This window comes from Vibrio sp. 1874 (genome assembly GCF_033344395.1).
Lineage (GTDB): Bacteria > Pseudomonadota > Gammaproteobacteria > Enterobacterales > Vibrionaceae > Vibrio > Vibrio alginolyticus.
In genome coordinates, this window is record NZ_JAWPOR010000025.1 from 26,090 (window position 1) to 47,562 (window position 21,473).

The following is a 21,473-nucleotide window of genomic DNA, read 5'->3' on the forward strand; positions in this document are numbered from 1 at the left end:
CGATGAAAGCACAATGGGAACAAATGAGCCCGAACATGAAGCGGGGTCTATCGGTTGCTGGTATTGCTGGTGGTCTGATCCTTATGGTGATGGTGTTTTCACCTAATCCTGATGATGGCGCGAACAGTCGGAACCGGCAGGAAACGATCCGGCACATTCTTACGGATACCAATACTCGTGATGTTGGGGTCGATAGTTTGGCTGCGAACGTGAAACTACTCAGTGAGCGCAACGAGCAGTTACGCCGAGAAGTTGAACGCTTGCGTCGTGACGTTGACTCAGGACGGTTAAGCCCCGGTTCGCCTTCTATACCAAGTGAGGTCAATGCGGAGTTGGCTCGTCTTCGAGCGGAACTTGATGATGTTCGCGCTGGAGGTGATGCAGCAGTTGAAGGCACAAATAGCCGTTTCGAAGTGCCTTTATCTGCCATGGAATTGCCTAAAGAAGAAAAGCCACTGCCGTCTAACCCAGACGACTATTTTGCCAATGCGCCGCTGCCTGATCCGCTCTATCAGCAGCCAGTCAATGGCCAAGGCACACGAGCACGGGATGTTCCATTGCCGCCAATCACGATTCGTATGATTGAGCCTGAAGTGGTTGCTGAACCAGAGGTTGTTGTGCAAGAAGCGCCGCCTTTGTATTTACCGGCGGGCAGCATCATCTCAGGTACTTTGATCACAGGTTTGGATGCCCCTACTCACGAGTCCGCAAGACGCGAACCTTTTCCTGCATTACTGAGGATTCAAAAGGAAGCCATTTTACCCAACCGATTCAGAGCGGATATCAAAGAGTGTTTCTTGATCGCCGCAGGTTACGGTGATTTGAGCTCTGAGCGTGCCTATTTGCGAGGCGAGACCATTTCATGTGTGAGAGAAGATGGTGGCGTCATTGAAACGCGACTGGATTCTTATGCCGTGGGTGAAGACGGTAAAGCCGGTATTCGTGGCCGATTAGTGTCGAAACAAGGCCAGCTGGTGGCCAAATCGATGATGGCCGGATTCCTTCAGGGCTTGGCAGGCGCATTTGATGTGAATCCTGTACCAACGATTCAGACGGGTAATGCCGGTGATACTCAGTTGTACCAGCAAGTCATGAGCCAAGAAGCATTACAAGGCGCTGCGATTAAAGGCACTGGTAAAGCATTGGATCGAGTGGCCAAGTTCTATTTGGACATGGCAGAAAATATGTTCCCAGTCATAGAGGTAGACGCTGCAAGGAAAATAGAAGTCATAGTCACTCGTGGGGCCTCGTTGTCGTTGGCCACTTCGCAAGGGGGAGGTGCAAGAAGATGAAAAAATCCTGCATGTTGCTAACCGATCGAAGTCCGTTTCAGACAATAAGATGTGTATCCAGAGGAGAGTTAACCATGACGACATCAATGCAGAACAACCCAAAGCACCAGTCAAAACAGTGGTCTAAAGCTGGATTACTTTTATTGGCAGTCGGCTCAACCTTATTGTCTGGCTGTAGTTCATTGGGTCTTGGGAGTAGTGAATATGGATGCCCAGGTATGCCTGACGGTGTGCGCTGTTTATCCGCTCGTGAAGTCTATGAGCTTACCAGTAATGGCGCTGCACCCAAGACGATTGATGCTGTGGCGACTCGAATTGGTTCTCCCTCTGGGTATTCACAATCTGATTTAGAGACAGGACTGCTGAGCCATCCAGCATTACCTGAGACGCAGCAATCTGCACCTATTCGCATTCCTTCAAGGGTGATGCGAATTTGGATTGCGCCTTGGGAGGATGACCGTGGAGATCTGAATTTATCCAGCTACGTGTTTACCGAAATTGAACCGCGCCGGTGGGATATTGGGGTGTCAGCACCTCGAATGGTTTCGCCTGTGCTACGTCCACTTCAGACTCAGAGCGATTCAACCTCAGCGGGAGCTGATGGTAAGCGCGATAACTTGAGTATCTACGGAGAAACTAACGAATGACAAATGCAGTTCGCACCATTCAAACTCAGCGCCTAATGACCATTAGTGCGCTTGGTTTGATGGCGTTAATGATTTCGGAGCCCTCATTTGCGGGCACCGGTGGTGATGCTTTCACTGATGTGTGGGATACCCTAAAAGACTGGACCCAAGGTACATTGGGACGGATCGTAGCGGGAGCCATGGTTCTGGTGGGTATTGTGGGCGGTATCGCTCGCCAAAGCTTGATGGCTTTCGCTCTGGGCATTGGTGGCGGTATGGGTCTCTACAACACACCAACAGTCGTTGAAAGTGTTATGTCTGCAACCTTACCTGTCGTTGCCAGCACTCAAGAAGTCATTGGCACAACCGTTCCAGCAATCAGCGCCGTTTTACTGGGCACCTGAATGTGAGCCATAGTAGTCAGTTCACTTAAGGCAATCAAACTTAGGTCTACACAACATCGGGTTATTGGTGATGTTGTGTAGACTTTTTCATTTCAACAACGCCGCATTAGCGGGCTTTGTTTACAGTATTTGGTATATTAACACCTAAAGTGTTAAAATCCCTATCGTAATAAACTAAATGGTTTATACTGTTCGTGATATTCACACTTGGGGTGTTAAAATGTCATCTAAGATAAACTGGCTTGTTGCTCATACTTCTCCTGGTGCGCTAGTACTTCAGCAATGGCTGACTGAAAACGGTGTGAGCTACTCCCTGGCTCAAAAGTACGCGCAGAACGGTTGGCTGAAGAAGCTTAGTTCTGGCGTGTACTATCGTCCAGATGCGCAGGGCGATATAAAGCCAACTTGGGTTGATGCCATTCAAGCATTAGATGTGCAATTGGGCGTTTCAGTTCATTTGGCTGGATTGAGCAGCTTAACTCACCAAGGACTGAGTCACTATTTACAGCTGAACAAAGAGCAAGTTTGGATTTGCGTTAAAAATAAGTCGTCCTTACCAAAATGGTTTCGTGAATTCCCTTATCAGAATTGGTTTTACTGTGGAAACCATAAGCTTGAAGTGAATCCCGAGAAAGATTTGAAAAGGATCACGGTTAAAGAGAAAGAACTCACTGTCAGCTGTGCAGAACTTGCTGCCTATGAAGTGGTAGACGCGATTGGGAAGCTGATTTCATTTGAGCATGTCGCAGAATTATTTCAGGGTTTAGTCAATCTTAGCCCTAGAAAAGTACAAGATATTCTTGAGCGAAGCAGCTCTGTTCAGGCAAACCGAATATTTCTATTTCTGGGTCGATACTACGATCACCAGTGGGTCAATCGCATAGATGAAACAAGAATTAAATTGGGGGCAGGAAAGCGGCAGGTTGTCGAAAAAGGACGTTTTGATGAGCGATATCAAATCACAGTGCCAGAGATATTAAGCGTCAAAAAAGGTGAACAACATAATGGATAAAGATAGCCCATATTACAAACAGGTTTCCTTGCTCATAAGAATGCTTCCTGTGGTAGCAACAGAGACGGTTTTTGCACTTAAAGGTGGCACCGCCATTAATTTATTTGTGAGAGATTTTCCTCGGTTATCTGTAGATATTGATCTTGCTTATCTTCCACTTGAACCAAGAGATGAGGCTTTGATTAATGTCAGGGCTGCATTGCAGCGCATTACAGACAGAATCAATACTCAACCAGATATCAGAGCGGCATTTCAGGATAATAAAGCTGATGAACTGAGAATAGTTGTATCAAGTCCGGTTGCGACGATCAAAATTGAAGTGTCGCCCGTCGCCAGAGGTACATTGCATAGTGCAGAAATAATGCCAGTTCAAGAGTCTGTTGAAGACGAGTTTGGTTATGCTGAGATTCAGGTAGTCAGTCTTCCCGATCTGTATGGTGGGAAATTGTGTGCTGCAATGGATCGCCAACATCCTCGCGACTTATTTGATGTGCGTATGTTACTTGGCAGTGAAGGGATTTCGAGAGAGATTTTGGTGGGTTTTTTAACCTATACATTAAGTCACCCTCGGCCTATTAATGAAGTCATGTCGCCAAACTGGCAGCCTCTGAATGAGAAATTTCAGGCAGAATTTGACGGAATGACTTTTGAAAAAGTTGAATGCGAAGACTTAGCCTCTGTTAGGCCCATGATGTTAATTGAGCTGCAAAAACATTTCACAGAAAGGGATCATGCTTTCCTTATGTCATTCAAAAGAGGGCAACCTGACTGGGCATTGTTTGACTATCCTAATGCAGCAGACTTGCCAGCGATTCGTTGGAAATTGCAGAACATTAACAAATTGGCAAAGAATCAAGCAAAACACCAAGAGCAATTAGATAAATTGAAGCAAGTGCTTGATGATTGGCTTGTTAACGCAAACGCCGAGTAATTCGTTTATAACAAACCTCAACGAGCTATAAGCCCACTAGTTAGATTGCGATTTCTTCAATCTATCTAACCGAGTCCACATAGGACAACTGCATAGACTGGAGCCTCGATTTACATTAACGAGGACTCCTCATGCGAAAACTATCTCCAATCATTCTGGCGCTTGCGCTGTCTCCTTTGGTTCAAGCTGAACCTGTGTCTGAAGTGTCGCCCGTTGGCAAAATTGACGGCATGGTTTCTTTACCTGTCACGGGTATGAAAGCGGTCGAAAGCAATGGCCGTATTGTTTTCATGTCAGACAGTGGCCGGTTCGTCATTGATGGCACGCTCTATGATGCCTGGTCGAAAAAGCCGCTTACCAGCCTTGAAGAGATTCGTGAAGCGGGAAACACGCTGGACTTAAGTCGTCTTGGCTTAAAAATGGATGATTTGAACCCACTGACGCTGGGCGAAGGCAAAAAGAAAGTGGTGGTCTTTGTTGATCCACGATGCCCGCACTGCCATGAGCTTTTGAAGCAAGCCTTACCGTTAACCAAAGAATACACCTTCCAAATACTCCCTGTGCCAGTGCTTGGTCCAGATTCAGAGCGTCAGGTTCGCCAACTTGGCTGTGCGCGTGATAAGAAAGCGGCCACCGATGCATTGCTCAATGGCCGGATTGGTAACCTAGAACAGGATGATGCCTGCAACTTGGAGCCAATGCAGCGTACCTTGGTGACGGCTCAAATTCTGGGCATTCAAGGTGTACCTTTCATCGTCGCCAATGATGGTCGCATCAGCCGAGGCCGTCCTTATGATCTTTCTGCTTGGTTGGAGGGGCGTTAATGAAAGCCTCTCTGTATTCAGGGCAACGCGCTTCAGAGCTGTTGCCAGTATTGGCCTATTCCGACGATGAGCAACTGTTTTTCATGGAAGACCAGAGTGTTGGCTTTGGTTTTCTATGTGACCCATTGCCGGGTGGTGATGAGTCTGTTGCAGACAGGGTTAATGTTCTACTTAACAACGACTGGCCAAAAGACACTTTGCTGCAATTTGGCCTGTACGCCTCGCCTGATATTCAAACCGACCTTCAGCTCATGATGGGCTTGCGGCATCGTCAATCCGATCCATTGCTCAGGGCGTCGATACGCAAACGTGCGGATTTCCTCGATGGCGGCACGGTTCAACCGATAGAAGAATCGACCCAGACTCAGGTACGCAACTTTCAACTGATCGTCACCTGCAAATTGCCTCTGGAAAGTCCTATACCGACGGAGCGTGAGTTGAGTCGAACATCCGCGCTTCGGGCTTCTTTCTCGCAGGCGCTGACAACGGTTGGTTTTCGCGTTACTGAGATGACTGACCGGAACTGGCTCGCGGCATTAAGTGCGCAGCTTAACTGGGGGAAAGATGCTTCTTGGCGTAATCCATCTCCAATTCGAAGTGAGGCAGATAAACCACTTCGAGAGCAAGTGTTGGATTATGACCGGGCTATCAAGGTGGATAGCCAAGGTCTGATGCTGGGTGATTACCGAGTTAAAACCTTATCGTTTAAGCGCTTGCCTGAGCGGATCTGGTTTGGTCATGCCGCAAGTTTTGCGGGCGATATGATGACGGGCAGTCGCGGTTTACGCGGAAGCTTTTTGCTGAATGTCACCATTCACTTTCCTTCAGCTGAGGCGATGCGATCTCGTTTAGAGACGAAGCGTCAATGGGCGGTCAATCAGGCCTATGGCCCGATGCTCAAGTTTGTGCCGGTGCTTGCAGCCAAGAAAAAGGGATTTGATGTTCTTTTTGAAGCCTTGCAAGAAGGTGATCGTCCTATTCGGGCAAACATGACCTTAACGCTGTTTTCACCAACTGAAGAAGCGTCCATCAGCTCTGTTTCAAATGCTCGAACTTATTTCAAAGAACTCGGATTTGAGCTGATGGAAGACAAGTACTTCTGTTTGCCCATTTTTCTGAATGCCTTGCCATTTGGTGCTGACCGCCAGGCGATGAACGACTTGTTTCGATTCAAGACCATGGCGACACGGCATGTGATCCCTCTGTTGCCTTTGTTTGCGGATTGGAAAGGTACAGGCACGCCAGTGATTAACTTTGTTTCCCGTAATGGCCAGATCATGAGTGTGTCTCTTTATGACTCGGGCAGTAATTACAACTGTTGCATCGCGGCGCAATCTGGGTCGGGCAAGTCATTCCTGGTGAACGAAATCATCTCCTCCTACTTATCTGAAGGTGGGCAATGCTGGGTGATTGATGTTGGCCGCTCCTATGAAAAGCTGTGTGAAGTCTATGACGGTGAGTTCTTACAGTTCGGGCGGGACAGTGGCATTTGCTTAAATCCGTTTGAAATCGTTGAGGACTATGACGAAGAAGCGGATGTACTAGTTGGGTTATTGGCCGCAATGGCCGCACCTACGCAGTCATTAACCGATTTTCAGATGGCCAACCTAAAGCGTCAGACCCGTGAACTGTGGGAGAAAAAAGGTCGTGCCATGTTGGTTGATGATGTGGCAGAGGCTTTGAAAAATCACGATGACCGTCGTGTGCAAGACGTGGGTGAACAGCTCTATCCGTTTACGACACAAGGCGAATATGGCCGCTTCTTTAATGGCCACAACAATATTCGCTTCAAAAACCGTTTCACCGTTCTGGAGTTAGAAGAGCTAAAGGGGCGTAAGCATCTACAACAAGTGGTGTTGCTTCAGCTTATCTACCAAATCCAACAAGAGATGTATTTAGGTGAGCGGGATCGTCGCAAGATTGTGTTCATCGACGAAGCCTGGGATCTGCTGACTCAAGGTGATGTCGGTAAGTTCATCGAGACCGGTTACCGTCGATTTCGAAAATATGGCGGCAGTGCTGTAACGGTAACGCAGTCGGTCAACGATTTGTATGACAGCCCTACAGGTAAAGCCATCGCTGAAAACTCGGCCAATATGTACCTGCTTGGCCAAAAAGCTGAAACCATCAACGCGCTCAAAAAAGAAGGCCGCTTGCCACTCGGTGAAGGCGGTTATGAGTACCTGAAAACCGTTCATACCGTCACGGGTGTCTATTCCGAAATTTTCTTTATTACCGAGATGGGCACCGGGATTGGCCGCCTCATCGTCGATCCGTTTCACAAGCTGTTGTACTCTTCCCGTGCAGAAGATGTAAACGCGATTAAGCAGTTAACGCGCAAAGGCCTTTCTGTTGCTGATGCCATCTCCCAGTTGTTAAAGGAGCGAGGCTATGAATAAGACCACGCTTTGGCCATTTATGGCTTCTATTACTTTGTCTATTGCTGGTAGCGGTTTAATGACCAGCTGGCTCTTAATGAAAACACTCGACCCCATCCACAGCCAGTTGGCGTTAAGTACGCCCATTGCTGTCGTGGATTTTGGGGAGGCGGTGTTGTCACTTGGCCCCAATGCCAGCGAACAAGACATCGAATCCAGGTTGCTTCAGACCAATCAGCAAATTGAAAAGCTAAAAGCAGCCGGTTTTATCGTGCTGGATGCCCAAGCGGTGGTGGGTGCAGATGATTCTGTATTCGTGCCAGTAGGATCAAAGGAGGTGTCTCATGCAGATACTCCGTAAAAGAATGCCTTGGCGGCCATATCTCATCCGTTTGACCATTCTTGCGTTAATCATGGCCTTGGTAGGCACCTACGCCATGATGCGCTACCGAATAGGGATTGATACCCAGCAAGAGCGCTGCCTGCCTGATACCACGGTGTATCTGATTGACCTATGGAATAAAGAGCCCGTTAAGGATGGTTTGTATGCCTTCCACTCAAAAGGACTCGCTCCGTTATATAACGACGGTACTCGTATGTTGAAACGCCTAACAGGGATGCCTGGGGATGAAGTCAATGTGACGCCTGAGCATGTGCTGGTGAACGGTGCTGAAGTCTCAACCGGCATGGCATTAGCCCAGCGTCTTGGTGTGGCTGAAACAGAATTTAGCCGCTCATTGACGCTGCAAGAAAACGAATATTGGTTTTCCGGCGAGGCTGCTACGAGTTTCGACTCCCGCTATTGGAATGCCGTTAAGCGCGAGCAGATTGTTGGTCGCGCTTGGCCGCTTTGGTAGGAGGTGGAAGATGAGAAGACTATGCCTCTTATTTTTGTTGGTTGCGCCATTGGCTTTTAGTCAAGTGTCCTGGGCACAAGAGCCTTATCCGTTGTCTGACGAGGACAAAAAGATCGTCGAAATGAGCCGCAGCATTTTACAAAGTGCTGTGGATGGTTCATCTGAATTTATCGAGCCTTTTTCACCGATTGAACAACCTAAGTCGCTCAAACACAACGATGAATGGTTGATATTTGCGTCGTCCTCACTGGGGGATTCCTCACTGATGCAGCTATTTAAAGAGGCCAGTGCTACCGGCGCTATTGTGTTGTTTCGGGGAATTCCTGAAGGAAAGACCTTGGGGGCGGCTATCCGTGATTGGCATACCCTGATGGCGGGACTTGATCCTGTTCCTCAGGTTCGAATCGATCCGAAAGCCTTTGTGCACTGGCGGGTGACTAGCGTGCCTGCCATTTTCCGCATAGAAGATAACAAGGTGACTGCAAGTGCACTAGGGGTTTACAGCAAGGACTGGTTGCAACGTCAAATTGAAACAGGCAATACCGGATCTTTGGGTCAACGCGGTCCGATTCATTCCATTTTAGAACCGGATTTGATGCAAGTGGCGATGCAGCGTTTACAGTCGCTTGACCTGGGCGCGTTAAAGAAAAAAGCCATTGAGCGTTTCTGGTCTCGCCAAACTTTCACTGACTTACCCAAAGCCACGCAGTATCGGATAAGAATGGTTGATCCAACCATCGTCATGAAGCGGCCACTATTGGATGCCAATGGCCGAACATTGATCCCAGCAGGAACGCGTATTAACCCGCTCAAAGCCTTGCCATTTACTCAGCAGCTTGTGGTGTTTAATGCGTCGGACGCTGAAGAAGTGGACGCAGTTTCGCATTGGCTTGAGGGCCAAGATAGGACACTGCGCCGCATTACGCTTATCACCACGCAGCTCGACCGTGCTCAAGGTTGGAATAGCCTCAATGCGCTCGAAAAGACATTGGACAGTCCGGTTTACCTTCTCAATGCCTCGCTAAAGCAGCGCTTTGATTTGCAAGTCACCCCGTCGTTTGTTCAAGCAAAGGGGCTCGCGTTTGAAATAGAAGAAATTCCAGCAAAGGAGCTTGTTCATGCAAAAGCTCAATAATACGTATCGTCTGATGCGGACTCTCGTTGTCATGCTTGTCCTGGGCGCATCTATTCCTGCAAAAGCCGAACTGACCTGCCCAGACGCGGGTTTATTGTCTGGCAAGTTGCTGACGGATGTTTGCTGGTCATGCATTTTTCCTATCCGGGTTGCCGGTCTTCCTCTTGGCTCTGGCAATGTCCCAAGCGGCGCATCAAACAAGTCATTTTGCTTGTGTGAAGACAACTTAGGCGTGCCAAGGCCAGGTATTGTTACCAGCATGTGGGAGCCAGCGCGTCTGATTGAATTGGTCAGAACGCCGGGTTGTTCGCCTTCCATGGGAGGGATCCGTTTACCGTTAGGTGATAGACGACTGCAAGGTGGTCATGGTGAAGGTGAATACGATACCGGCGATCTTGCGTTCTACCATTACCATTATTACGCCTTTCCGCTTTTGGTCATGCTTGATTTGTTCATGGATGGCAATTGCAATGCCGATGGTTACATGGACTTTGACTTGATGTATTTGTCGGAATTGGACCCAACATGGCTTAACGATGAACTGGCCTTTTTTACTCAGCCTGAAGCGGCTGCTGTTGCTAATCCATTGGCTATTTCGGCTTGTACCGCTGACGCTGCTTCATCAACGCTTGGTAAACCCATCGATCAGTTGTTTTGGTGTGCTGGCAGTTGGGGCCATCTCTACCCGTTATCTGGCCACACCTTAGCCTTTGGCTCATTAGCAGAAAACACCAGCCATTTAGCGGCGCGTGCAATCGCGGCTCAACACAGGCGTGGTCTTGCTAGGCGAACAATGGGGAACAGTGCGCTATGCCGACCTGTTATCGAACCCATGCTGCCGAAATCCCAATACAAGATGAGTATGTTCTTCCCTGTACCGGAAACTGAAAGTGCGCATGTCATCGGTGAAAGCACCATGAAATGGGGAGAGTGGCGAACGATCCCCGGTGCCGGTGAAGATGCGCTCTACATTTTGTGGCGCTGGCAAGACTGCTGTAACTCGGGAGGTTAACCATGAAACCAACACTTTTTACCCGAGTGTTAGCGGGTATTTTATCAATCACTATGGCGTGCCTGCCCTTACATGGTGTGGCCGCTGATGTGCAGCGCCAATCCGGCCTAAGCGGACAACAAGAAGGTAAGCAATTGCTGCAAAACTGGACGATGCCCGCACTCAATGGCAATACATTGTCGGTGCCGAATGGCAGTGGTAATGAGTCCATTAACTTGCAAGAGCTTTTCCCTGGTATGGATCAGGGCTCATTGGATGTCTTAACGGGCGTTTATGGCTCTGATGCCAGCATGAATCAATTGGGGACACAGCGCCAAGAGAGCATGGCATCCGAAAGTGGCGCTACGGGTCAAGCATTTCGTTCGCTACAGCAAATCAAAGACAGGTCTCGGCCAGATATGGTCAATGATCCGCTTTGGGCATTAACTGATGCGGTTCAAACTGACCCCAATCTATTAACCCAAAGCTTCCCCGGCTGTGAGTCTCAAGGTGAAGGCAGCCCAAATTACCAGCAATGTGACAGGCTCAATACAGCGGTTAACAGCTGCACGATTACTCACGATTACACGGCAGGCATTATTGAGCATGTTTCTGGACCGATGAACCTTCGCTCTTGTGGTGAGGGGTGTCTTGAAGTTTGGATTGGACGAATTGGCGACAACTACTGGAGTGGCCGTTGTAAAGTGTTTGAACAGGCCATCACACTCAAAGTCGTGAACCCCGATGCGATTACCTCAGCCGTTCTTGAGTACGCTAAATGGGATGACTACATGCAAGTTTGGCTTGGCGATCAGAAAGTCTGGTCTGGGCCGAACAATAACTTTCCACCAGAAACGTCAGGTCGCTGCGAGCTCAGTACCAGTTGGGAGCGCAATCCAAATACCGATCTCACTGCCAGGCTAAAAGCGGTAGAACCCGGTTTAGAAGTGCCGGTAAAAATTCGCGTATCGGTTACGGGTAGTGGTGAGGGGTATGCACGCATCAAGGTGCGCTTTGATCCAACCAAGGTGGTGATGAATGATAGTTGGTCGCCACAATCCTGTATCGAACAAGCAGCGGATATCCCGACGAAGTTTTCAGACTACAGCATTCAATGCACGGATCAGCCTTCTTCAACCAACGGATGTACGGTGGTCAATGGTGTTTCAGTTTGTGAGTCCTATTTTGCCCCAAGCCCAGTGGCTGGCATATCGCCTTTGTGTCGTCGTGTGCAAGTGAGTGTGGATGATGAAAGCTATAAAGGGATTGAAAATCAGGCCTGCCAAGTGCTTGAAGCGAATCCTTCCTGTGGATTCATGTCGTCAGAATGTGCCGAGACCAATGATAAAGGTGAATGCACTCGTTTTACCGATACCTATGACTGTGGATTGCAAACCAGCGATCCAAAGTGTGTGGTATCCAATCTTATGCCGAGTAGTTTTGAAGCCTGTGAGCCTACTCAGACGATCACGCCATTTACTGAAACCAAGCATGTACCCGATTACCAGGTGTGCGAGAAGATCAGCACGCTTACTCAGTGTCAGTTAGAGCGACGTGTATCCGCCGAAACACATCAACAAAGCTGGTCCATTGAGCGCGGTTGCTTTAGCTCTGAAACGCTCAGCTTTGTTCCACAGCACAGCAGTACAATGCAAACTGGAAACGCGACACTGAGGATTTTTGATAATCAAAATACTGAGATAAAAATCACCGAGTCGCCATCCAAGGCAAATGGTTGGAAAACGACACTCTCACTGACGGGCAATAAGGAAACGGTGACTGAGACGAAACCGTCCATTAAGTACCCTGAAATGACCTGTCCAAAAGGAACCTTGGTTGGCTCATTGTGCAGCAAGGTCGTTAATGGGTCGATTATTTCGTGGCATGAACCCCAGGAAGTCACGCGTTCCAGATGTGAGTCCGGCTGGAACAAAGTCGATTTCGATACTTGCAGCCGAGAAGTTCAGAAGTGTTTGGCTCCTGCGAAACTGAGTGCTTCCTTGACCTTCTCTGGCAAATACTTAGAGCAAAACGTTGTTCATCAATCAAGTGATCCGGGCATAGACCAATGCTTGATGCAAACGGATCAGTTTACTGCGGTGCAGTGGCAGTGTTTGGATACGAGCACAAAACGAATCGACGGGTTAACGGTTGGTAGTGGCGAGTTGGCCAATCTTGGAAGCCTTTATCCAGCGGTTGTTTCGTCTCCTGCTCATTTAACCAGTCGTGGCAGCTCTGATGGACTGGGGCTCTCATGCTGGAGGGCAAAAGCGACCTATAATGCCTCGACTGCTCACCCAGAGTTCAACATGGGCAGCTCAGATAGCTGGGTAGATGCCAATGGTAATACACAAACCATCGTCAATAACGGACAAAACACGACCACCAATACGTGTGCCGCGCTAGAGCAAAATCCGGCCTGCCAGTACGTCAGAACCGAATGTACTGAGGGCGGGGCTGGTCATGAAGGCTTCTGTTATATCCAAAGTTTGGTGTATGACTGCGGACAAAGCGTTGAAGTGCAAAACGCTCGAATGGAAACTCAATACAACTGTGAGGGGCCAGTTCGCTGTATGGGCACAGATTGTTTAGAGCCAGAGTCAATCAAGCAGGCTAACTTTGCAGAGGCCGCTGCGATGCTTAATGCGGCGCAGTTTATGACCAATGATATGTCATGCACAGGAGCTGATGGCCAAGATAACGTCGAGTGTACGGTCTTTAAAGGTAATGCTGGCCAGTGCAAAAAAGCCGTTGGCGGCATAGTGGATTGCTGTGAAAAGCCAAGTGGCGTGTCGCTATCGGATTACATCACGATGATAGTTGCGGTCAACAAGCTTGATACGGCAGTCATGGCCATGAATCCGTCTTCGGCAATCTATGGTTCGTGGAATACGCTCAGGGAACCAATCACCAGTACCTGGAGTGCGGTTAAAGAGCCTTTTGTGTCTGCATGGGACTCTCTCATGGGGGCTGGGCCATCAACGGCTGCTGGCGCGGGAGCGGAGCAAGCTGCGACTGGCTTTATGCAGGTGTTGACCAACAAAACGGCTGAGTGGGTAGGCTCTACGTTTGGTTCGGGGGCGCAATCGGCACTGTTTAGTAACGTTGGTGGTGCGGTTGGAGCCGATGGTGTCGTTTCGGGTGGTAACTTTGCCCTGGGGGGCGCTGCGGGCGCGGTTCTGAGTACGGTTATGACGGCCTACATGATTTATTCAGTCACTATGATCCTCATTCAGCTTATCTGGAAATGTGAGCAGAGCGAGTTTGAAATGAACGCCAAGCGGGTATTGAAGAGTTGCCACTATGTAGGCTCTTACTGCAAGTCTAAGTTCTTAGGTGCCTGTGTTGAAAAACGGCAGTCATATTGCTGTTTTACTTCGCCACTTTCACGGATCATTCAAGAACAAGTACGCCCTCAATTGGGCCTTGGTTGGGGCAGTGCCAAGTCACCAAACTGTGAAGGTTTGACCGCGAGTCAGTTAAACCAGGTAGATTGGAGCCAAGTCAATCTCGATGAATGGATAGGTATCTTGTCGATAACAGGCAACCTACCCGAAGTACCGTCACTGGATCTGGAACGACTCACAGGCTCAGGAAGTACGCTAAACGTTGATGGAAATCGTCAGAGTGCCGCAGATAGAGCCATTGAACGGCTAAACGGAATGGATGCCCAGAAACTTCGCCAGGAGGCAACGGAAGAAGTCTCGGGGAACAATTAGAATAAATTGCTCCGTTAGCCCCGTTTTGCAGGACTAATGGAGCAGAAAAAATAATCAATATGCATTTATGTAACTGCGACAAATTTGCAAAAATGTGTTTGTAGTAGTTTCGATAAATAGAGTTGGACATCGGACAGATAGCTATGAGCGAGGAACTGACGTGGCCAACCAAAATCGACCAACCCAGCTAAGCCACTTTTCTCAATATCTTCATTTTTAATTCATACATATTTGGGCTTGGATACCTCAAATATGTATGCAAACGTTCTGTATTGTAAAATGTCATGCTAAGCTCGAAAGCACGATTGAACACCTTGGTGTCGAGATTGAAGATGTACTAAGGATTTCAGATAGTTGTGACGGATGATTCAATGCCAACGGCTTAAGTTGTAAATATTCATGGCAGACGTTTGTGTCCCCAACGCTATATCTTTCACACAAATATGAGAAGTGTATTTATGACTATTCAGCAAATTAAAGTTGGCAGTGTTCCTGATATTATTGAGCTAACACCAAACTCCAATGAGCAAAGTGATTCTTATCCTTTTATCCTATCAACGAATACTTCATGGGGAGAACAGGGTTCTAAAATATCAATAGAGAAATTACGCCAAAATATTGAGCCTTGGTTAACAGCACTTTTTCAATCCGAACATTTAAATCTATTGATCGGTGCGGGTTTAAGTACGTCTATTCAAATGTCGGCTACAGGCGTGCCACCCGTTGGAATGGGGTGGATCAGTGATCTAGCGGTCTGTCAAAGCGAAATAAATGAATTCGCTACAAAAGCTGCCAAATCGGCTGGTCGCGCACAAGGAAATATAGAAGATCAAATTAGAGCTATTAATGAACTTATCAAAGGTCTTGAAATTTTAACAGTGTTGGATAGCCCGCAACCTGAAAACCCCCCGGCTCCATATGCAGCCTATAGAGACCTAAAAGCTGATTTAGCTGCAATTAAGGGGGAATTGTCTCGATGTCTAGGTGAGTTTTCAAAATCTGTCAGTACAGGAGAACACTTAATTAAAAGTGCTGAAAAAAAACGAAAAGAGGAAACTTTCAATTATCTTGTGAGTTTCTTAATGAGCTTTGCAAGTAGAACCGCTACACGCGACAGATTGCATATTTTTACAACGAACTATGACCGAATTATCGAGGTTGGTGCTGAACTTGCTGGTTTAAGACTCATAGACCGTTTTGTTGGAAGTATTGCTCCCGTTTTTAGATCCTCAAGATTAGAAGTTGATTATCACTATAACCCTCCGGGAATACGTGGTGAACCAAGATATTTGGAAGGAGTGGCACGTTTTACCAAACTTCACGGTTCTCTAGATTGGCACGAACAAGATGGTGCGATTAGGCGCTTTGGCCTACCTTTTGGAGCTCGCTCTGTTGAACCGTTTCTAGAAGCAGAGGGGCACGAAAGCGATAGTTATGAACAACTTATGATTTACCCTAATTCAGTCAAAGATAGAGAAACCGCTGAGTACCCCTATGTAGAGTTATTTAGAGACTTAGCAGCAGCGACTAGCCGTCCAAACAGTACATTAGTCACGTATGGCTATAGCTTTGGTGATGAGCATATAAACAGAGTAATTGAAGATATGCTTACCGTTCCATCTACCCATCTAGTCATCATTGCTTTCGGAGATCCGCTAGAAAGAATTATGAACTTCATTGGTAAAAGTGGAAGAAAAGCTCAAATCACTTTACTAATGGGTGACCATTTGGGGGATCTAAAAACTTTGGTTGATAACTATCTACCTAAACCAGCCATAGATAAAGCATCAATAAAGATGGCCGAATTACTAAAACAGCGAGGCTTTATCCAGTCAGAACACTCAGGTAATGCAACTACCACCGAGGTAACATCATGAGTTACTTGCCTATAGAAAGACTGGAACAGTTACGAATCGGAACCGTTGGTTTTGTATCGCCTAGTGAAATTAGAGTTTCCTTAGAAATTGATTCCCCAGACTCAGTCTCTCTTCAAGGAGGCTCACCTCGCAACTTTCCTCGAATCAACAGTTATGTGCTTATAAACAGTGATGATGGATTTCTAGTTGGTCAAGTTGAGTGGATCGCAGTAGAACACTCGCCATACCCCAAAAGAAGAGGCTTGCAAGATTTTGGCTTGATAGACTTACCTTTTCCTCTAAAAAAGCTCAGTATCAACCCCGTTGGTACATTGAGAAGCGATAGAAAAAACGATGGTTTCAAATTCACCAGAGGAACAGATGCATTTCCTTCAGTTGGTGATTCAGTGCTTTTACCTACTGACCAACAATTAAACTCAATAATCGAATCAGGTGAAAACAGAAGGGTTAAAATAGGAGATAGTCCTCTAGCTAACAATGCAGAAATAAAAATCGACCCCGATAAGCTTTTTGGGCGACATATAGCTGTTTTAGGCAACACAGGTAGTGGTAAATCTTGCTCTGTGGCGGGACTAATTCAATGGTCACTGGACGCAGTTTTACAACAGGGCCAAACTCCGAACGCTCGATTTATAATACTTGATCCTAACGGGGAGTACAGCCGAGCATTTGGTCCAAAGTCAAAATATAAGGGGAATTTATTGCGCGTAGAGGCTAACTCTGATTATGGTGAGTTAGAACTTAAAGTACCATCATGGCTATGGAACAGTTCAGAATGGGGGGCGTTCACTCAGGCAAGTTCAAAAGTTCAACTCCCATTACTACGACGAGCTTTGAGGGCGATGAGAAATGATGTGTTGTCAGAAGATGATGTGACAATTCAAGCAAAACATTTTTGCGGAATACTTTTAGTTTCAATAAGGCAACTAGCAAGTCAAGGGCAGATATATGTGAATGGTGGTCATGCCAAAGGCTTAGTTGAAAGTTTAACGTCATGGGAAACTAGCCTCATAACATTAAACGAAAAAATCCACAACCAACCTTTCAATAGTGTAATAAGCACGATAAATACTTACCTATCTTCCAGAAGAGGAGCACAGTGGCCTGCTAAGCCTGAAGTCAGTGATACTGATAAGTTGATTTCTGAGTTAAAAGAAGCTCATGTTGCACTTGGTGGTGATGAACAAGAACTTCTCCCGAAAAGTGAAGATACGCCTATTCGCTTTGAAGGTGATGACTTCGTCGCCTATCTCGAAGCTTTAGCACAAGAAACGGGAACTGAGCAGTTCATGGAATTTCTTTTGACTCGAATTCGCACAATGCTAGGTGACACCCGAATTAGTGCAGTTACTAAAGATTCTGAGGAACCAATAAGTTTAACTGATTGGCTAGATACTTTTCTTGGGAAGGATACTCATGGTGCTATCACTGTTATCGACCTATCACTAGTTCCCAATGAAATTATCCATCTTGTAACAGCAGTAATCTCTAGAGTGACTTTTGAAGCTCTTCAACGATATCGGAAGATGAATGGAAAACCATTACCAACAGTAATGGTTGCAGAGGAAGCTCATACATTTATCAAACGATACAAAGAAGAAAGTGAGAGTCAATCAGTTTCTGATGTGTGCTGCAAAGTATTTGAAAAAATCGCTCGCGAAGGGCGTAAATTTGGTTTGGGACTAGTAGTATCATCCCAACGACCTTCTGAGTTATCTCCTACTGTTCTTTCTCAATGTAATACTTTTTTACTGCACAGAATTAGCAATGATAGAGACCAAGAACAAGTTCATAGGCTTGTTCCCGATAACATGAGGGGGCTATTAAGAGAGCTACCATCGCTACCATCTCGACATGCAATTTTACTCGGATGGGCTTCAGAACTACCGGTGTTAGTTCGAATGAAAGAACTTAGTGAAGAGCAAAGGCCTCAGTCTGATGATCCTGACTTTTGGGACGTATGGTCTAACTCCACAGGTGAGCCTCGTGAAGTAAACTGGCAGCCAATCGTTGAAGAATGGCAAAACAGAGATTAATTTACCAGCCAAATTAGCGCCAAATAGATGCTTAACAATACGAATAAGATTAACTTTCTATGGCGCATTTGTTCCAAAGCGATGAGTGGCGTGAACTATTAGTGGTGTGCGAATCAATAGGCTATTACGCTAATTTCGATAAACGGGTACTTTCCAAAGTGACTTAGGGTTCCTTTCTGACAATTTATTAAATGCATAGATATTAACGACGCTATACGAGAGAAATTTGGGGGAATTACGATTGATTGAAAATTCGACTTAATTCGACAAAGCTGATGATGGTTCAAAAGCGAGTCAGATCCGAACGTCCACTTTGGCAGTTGCCGACTATCAGATTAATTTTAGTAATGTTAATCTGATTTTCGCTAAAAGAACCTTGTCCAACAAGTTTGTCTCAGCTAGTTTCAATTAACAGCTATTTGACACATGGCAGTTAGAGTTACCTTGAATAGTTTTAATCTTAAAATCACGCACTTTTTCCCATTCGTCAACAGGGTCCATTCTTGACCAAGCTTCAAATAGCTGAGTTTGTTGCCTACTGAGTCTTAGGCCGTATTGATCTCGCATGTAGAAATAAATTCTAGCAATATCACCCTGACGGTTAGCTGGTGGTTCTGCTCGACGGTCTTTGAAATCAACTTCGAAATCACATTGACCATAGGATCTTGGTTCATTCGGAATCATGCCAAATCGAAAATTTGACCTATCCCCATTGAGCTCTCCTACAGATGGTACGAGGTTATGGAGATCCGAAACCATTTTAGAAAACTCAGGATCATTCTTTTCGCAGTTCCGACGACCACCATTTTGCCAGCATTGGCGTTGATGGCCAATTTCCCAAGCTGAGACTACATGTTCCCACTCTAAGCGTTCACCTCGTTTCGGTTGCTTTCTTGGTTCATATCCGCAAGATGCAGCATCAATCGCACCATCATTGCTATAGCTACATCCACAGTAAAACGTACTCTGGTTGTCTTGGTAAATTTCTCGGGCAAATCGTTTTGCCTGACTGAACGATGTGGGGTGTTCTGCAATTGCAGGTATAGCGAATAACGCTATAAAGAAAGGGTATACGGATTTAATGGTTGATGGGGCACCTTCACCCCACCAACCTGATACCACCCTCAGATGGTTGATAGATCGACCCCGTAGTTGAGTTCCTCTGCGAAGTCCGGCAGTCCGTAACCGATGGTTTTCTTGTAGAACGGAGAGACCTTCGCAGTCGGAGCCTTCTTCTTGTGCTTCGTAGTGTAGAGCATTCGTGCCCGCATCACCTCGAAGGAGTAACCTCGCCCTTCACGGTTCTTGTCCTTGGCCAGTCGGTTGATGGACTCCGTGTAAGCATTGGTGACGGGCATGTCCGTCTCGAAGTAGGTCATGATCTCTTCGCGCCAGTTACCCACAGCCCTGACCAGATCGCTCCAGACTTCCTTCTGGCCCTTCGGAATGGTGGCTATCCAGTCGTCCAGGGCGGTTTCTGCCTGGGGTCGTGTGGTGGCGTCCCAGATGCCGTAAAAGCGTTCCTTGTGCTCGTAGGCGGCCAGCAGTTGCGGGAATGCGCCTGTCCAGGTCTCCATGATGAAGCGTTCCCGGTCTGAGACTTCGTGAGCGCGTTTCAGCAGGATTTTCCGGTCTCCCTTGAGGGTTCGGCTCTGGGAAGGTTTCAGCTCCTTCCTGAGGCCCTTGCGTACCTTCTCCAGCGCATCGTTGGCCATACGCACCACATGGAACTTATCGACGACGATACGGGCCTGTGGCAGCACCGCCTTGACAGCTGCCCGGTAGGGGTTCCACATGTCCATGCTGACGATCTCGACCTTCTGCCGGTCTTTCAGCTTCATCAGGTAGTTGGTCACCACGTCCTGACGGCGGGTGGCCAGCAGGTCAAGCAGGGGTCGCTCCTCGATGTTGGTCAGGATGCAGCGGTAGCGCTTGTTCAGGTACAGCTCGTCGATGCCCAGAATGCGGGGCGTCTCGAAGCGGTGCCAACGCCCCAGGAACTCGGCACGGGCGTTGAAGATGTCGCGTACCGTCTTCTCGTCCAGGCCGGTCTGTGACGCCACGAAGGTGTAGGGGTGGTTGAAGGATTCCTTCTCCACGTATTCATGCAACCGCAGCGTCATGCGGAAGCCGTCCACCATCTCCGGTAGCTGGGGCCTGAAGGTGATCTTGCAGGCCCGGCAGTTGTACCGGCGGCGGACCACCCAGAGGGTGACCCGCTTACCGTGGATGGGCAGATCACGATAGGGAACATCACGCTTGCCGAACCGCACGAACTCACCCTGGACGCCGCATTCCTCGCAGGCGATGGGATCGGGCGCGTCCACCTGGAAGTGCATATCGTCGTCGGTGGATTTGCAGCCCAGGACCTGGTACTCAGGCAGGTGCAAGATGTTGTTAGGCATTTCCGTCATGGCAGTTTATAGATGCAGACCTCAGTCAGACCAATCTGTTTCGACATTGGTGTTTGTTCTTTCACGCAACAAGCTTGAGGAAACGAAAAGTAAGACACCGAGGACAATTGCAATATCTGCGACATTGAAAGCCGGCCAGTGCCAGGCTCGCCAATAGACATCAAAGGAATCCACAACATAGCCACGAAATATCCGATCAATCAGGTTACCCATCGCGCCACCAAGGATAAGACTGTAGGCGATGGCCTCTCCTTTGTGACGGTTCTCAAGGACCAGCTTGATCAGCAAAATTGAGACCACCACCGCGATTCCGATCAAAAAGTAGCGCTGCCAGCCTCCACCATTGGCAAAAAGACTGAATGCGGCACCGGTGTTCCATACGTGCACCCAGCTAAAGAATGGCGTCACCGAAACCGACTCGCCATATGCCATTGATTGCTGGACCAGCCATTTTACAATCTGGTCAGACGCGGCTATCAGGCCGGAGATGGACAACAGGGCATACGGCGAGAGGTATTTGCCAATCATGGATGTTGCCTAACCCTTGAGGGCCAGAATGCGTCTGGCTCCGTTAAGCACGACAACCCCCGCGATGGTACCGATAATCAGATCCGGATAATTGGATCCGGTCCACGCGACCAGGGCGCCGGCGGTGATGACGCCCAGGTTGATCACCACGTCATTGGCCGAGAATATCCAGCTTGCCTTCATGTGCGCCCCGCCCTCTCGATGTTTGGATATCAGCAGCAAACAAGTGGTATTGGCAATCAGTGCGACGAATGCGATAAGCATCATCACCATCGATTCCGGCTCGCTACCGAAGACAAAGCGCCTCACGACCTCTACGAGTACGCCAACAGCCAAAACCAGTTGGACCACACCAGCAACGTGCGCAACACTGACCTGCCTTTTCACGCTATGCCCAACCGCATAAAGAGCGAGTCCGTACACTGCCGCATCAGCAAAATTGTCCAGGG

The 21,473-nt window shown here is 47.7% G+C and carries 18 protein-coding genes and 1 pseudogene; 15 read left to right on the forward strand and 4 right to left on the reverse strand.

The window, feature by feature from the left end:
• Positions 1 to 2: 2 nt before the first annotated feature.
• The 15 genes and pseudogenes from R8N46_RS22975 to R8N46_RS23040 all read left to right on the forward strand — a co-directional run bounded on the left by R8N46_RS22975 (position 3) and on the right by R8N46_RS23040 (position 18,082).
• On the forward strand, positions 3 to 1,292 hold the full coding sequence (locus R8N46_RS22975; protein WP_085285719.1) for a TraB/VirB10 family protein: 1,290 nt from the start codon (positions 3 to 5) through the stop codon (positions 1,290 to 1,292).
• A gap of 74 nt (positions 1,293 to 1,366) precedes the next feature.
• Complete coding sequence (traV, locus tag R8N46_RS22980) at positions 1,367 to 1,939, forward strand: type IV conjugative transfer system lipoprotein TraV (RefSeq protein ID WP_139175592.1); 573 nt, start codon at positions 1,367 to 1,369, stop codon at positions 1,937 to 1,939.
• Positions 1,936 to 2,322, forward strand: coding sequence for a TraA family conjugative transfer protein (gene traA / locus R8N46_RS22985; RefSeq protein WP_048608546.1), 387 nt, complete (start codon positions 1,936 to 1,938; stop codon positions 2,320 to 2,322). Before traV ends, traA begins: the two co-directional genes overlap by 4 nt.
• Positions 2,323 to 2,542: 220 nt before the next feature.
• The gene (locus R8N46_RS22990) at positions 2,543 to 3,334 is read left to right on the forward strand and encodes a type IV toxin-antitoxin system AbiEi family antitoxin (RefSeq protein ID WP_048608544.1); all 792 of its coding nucleotides are present in this window, start codon (positions 2,543 to 2,545) and stop codon (positions 3,332 to 3,334) included.
• Positions 3,327 to 4,265, forward strand: a complete 939-nt coding sequence (locus tag R8N46_RS22995; protein WP_000356587.1) for a nucleotidyl transferase AbiEii/AbiGii toxin family protein — start codon at positions 3,327 to 3,329, stop codon at positions 4,263 to 4,265. The genes R8N46_RS22990 and R8N46_RS22995 overlap by 8 nt, the downstream gene beginning before the upstream one ends.
• Before the next feature lie 131 nt (positions 4,266 to 4,396).
• Complete coding sequence (locus R8N46_RS23000) at positions 4,397 to 5,089, forward strand: DsbC family protein (RefSeq protein ID WP_001228924.1); 693 nt, start codon at positions 4,397 to 4,399, stop codon at positions 5,087 to 5,089.
• Positions 5,089 to 7,488, forward strand: coding sequence for a type IV secretion system protein TraC (traC, locus tag R8N46_RS23005; RefSeq protein WP_048608542.1), 2,400 nt, complete (start codon positions 5,089 to 5,091; stop codon positions 7,486 to 7,488). Before R8N46_RS23000 ends, traC begins: the two co-directional genes overlap by 1 nt.
• Positions 7,481 to 7,828: a hypothetical protein gene (locus tag R8N46_RS23010; protein WP_048608540.1), complete on the forward strand. Its 348-nt coding sequence runs from the start codon at positions 7,481 to 7,483 to the stop codon at positions 7,826 to 7,828. The genes traC and R8N46_RS23010 overlap by 8 nt, the downstream gene beginning before the upstream one ends.
• Entirely contained in the window at positions 7,812 to 8,324 is a 513-nt protein-coding gene (locus R8N46_RS23015; RefSeq protein ID WP_172689549.1) for a S26 family signal peptidase, read from the forward strand. Before R8N46_RS23010 ends, R8N46_RS23015 begins: the two co-directional genes overlap by 17 nt.
• A 10-nt stretch (positions 8,325 to 8,334) precedes the next feature.
• Positions 8,335 to 9,459, forward strand: coding sequence for a TrbC family F-type conjugative pilus assembly protein (locus R8N46_RS23020; protein WP_276434607.1), 1,125 nt, complete (start codon positions 8,335 to 8,337; stop codon positions 9,457 to 9,459).
• Entirely contained in the window at positions 9,443 to 10,471 is a 1,029-nt protein-coding gene (locus tag R8N46_RS23025; RefSeq protein WP_048608535.1) for a TraU family protein, read from the forward strand. The genes R8N46_RS23020 and R8N46_RS23025 overlap by 17 nt, the downstream gene beginning before the upstream one ends.
• A gap of 2 nt (positions 10,472 to 10,473) precedes the next feature.
• Positions 10,474 to 14,169, forward strand: coding sequence for a conjugal transfer protein TraN (gene traN, locus R8N46_RS23030; RefSeq protein ID WP_276434606.1), 3,696 nt, complete (start codon positions 10,474 to 10,476; stop codon positions 14,167 to 14,169).
• A gap of 283 nt (positions 14,170 to 14,452) precedes the next feature.
• Positions 14,453 to 14,536 (forward strand): annotated as a pseudogene (locus tag R8N46_RS25770) (integrase); the annotation flags it as partial.
• 91 nt (positions 14,537 to 14,627) lie between these two features.
• Positions 14,628 to 16,046, forward strand: a complete 1,419-nt coding sequence (locus tag R8N46_RS23035) for an SIR2 family protein (RefSeq protein WP_004249371.1) — start codon at positions 14,628 to 14,630, stop codon at positions 16,044 to 16,046.
• Entirely contained in the window at positions 16,043 to 18,082 is a 2,040-nt protein-coding gene (locus R8N46_RS23040) for an ATP-binding protein (RefSeq protein WP_004249372.1), read from the forward strand. The genes R8N46_RS23035 and R8N46_RS23040 overlap by 4 nt, the downstream gene beginning before the upstream one ends.
• Before the next feature lie 408 nt (positions 18,083 to 18,490).
• Here the strand turns inward: R8N46_RS23040 and R8N46_RS23045 are convergent, their stop codons facing one another.
• The 4 genes from R8N46_RS23045 to R8N46_RS23060 form a co-directional block, all read right to left on the reverse strand.
• Entirely contained in the window at positions 18,491 to 19,165 is a 675-nt protein-coding gene (locus tag R8N46_RS23045) for an endonuclease (RefSeq protein WP_048608563.1), read from the reverse strand.
• Between the two features lie 41 nt (positions 19,166 to 19,206).
• Positions 19,207 to 20,496, reverse strand: a complete 1,290-nt coding sequence (locus R8N46_RS23050; RefSeq protein WP_048608532.1) for an ISL3 family transposase — start codon at positions 20,494 to 20,496, stop codon at positions 19,207 to 19,209.
• Between the two features lie 21 nt (positions 20,497 to 20,517).
• A complete protein-coding gene (lspA, locus tag R8N46_RS23055; RefSeq protein ID WP_007146113.1) occupies positions 20,518 to 21,024 on the reverse strand; it encodes a signal peptidase II in 507 nt (168 codons plus the stop codon).
• Between the two features lie 9 nt (positions 21,025 to 21,033).
• A partial coding sequence (locus R8N46_RS23060; RefSeq protein WP_276434605.1) for a cation transporter occupies positions 21,034 to 21,473 on the reverse strand: 440 nt, incomplete at its 5' end.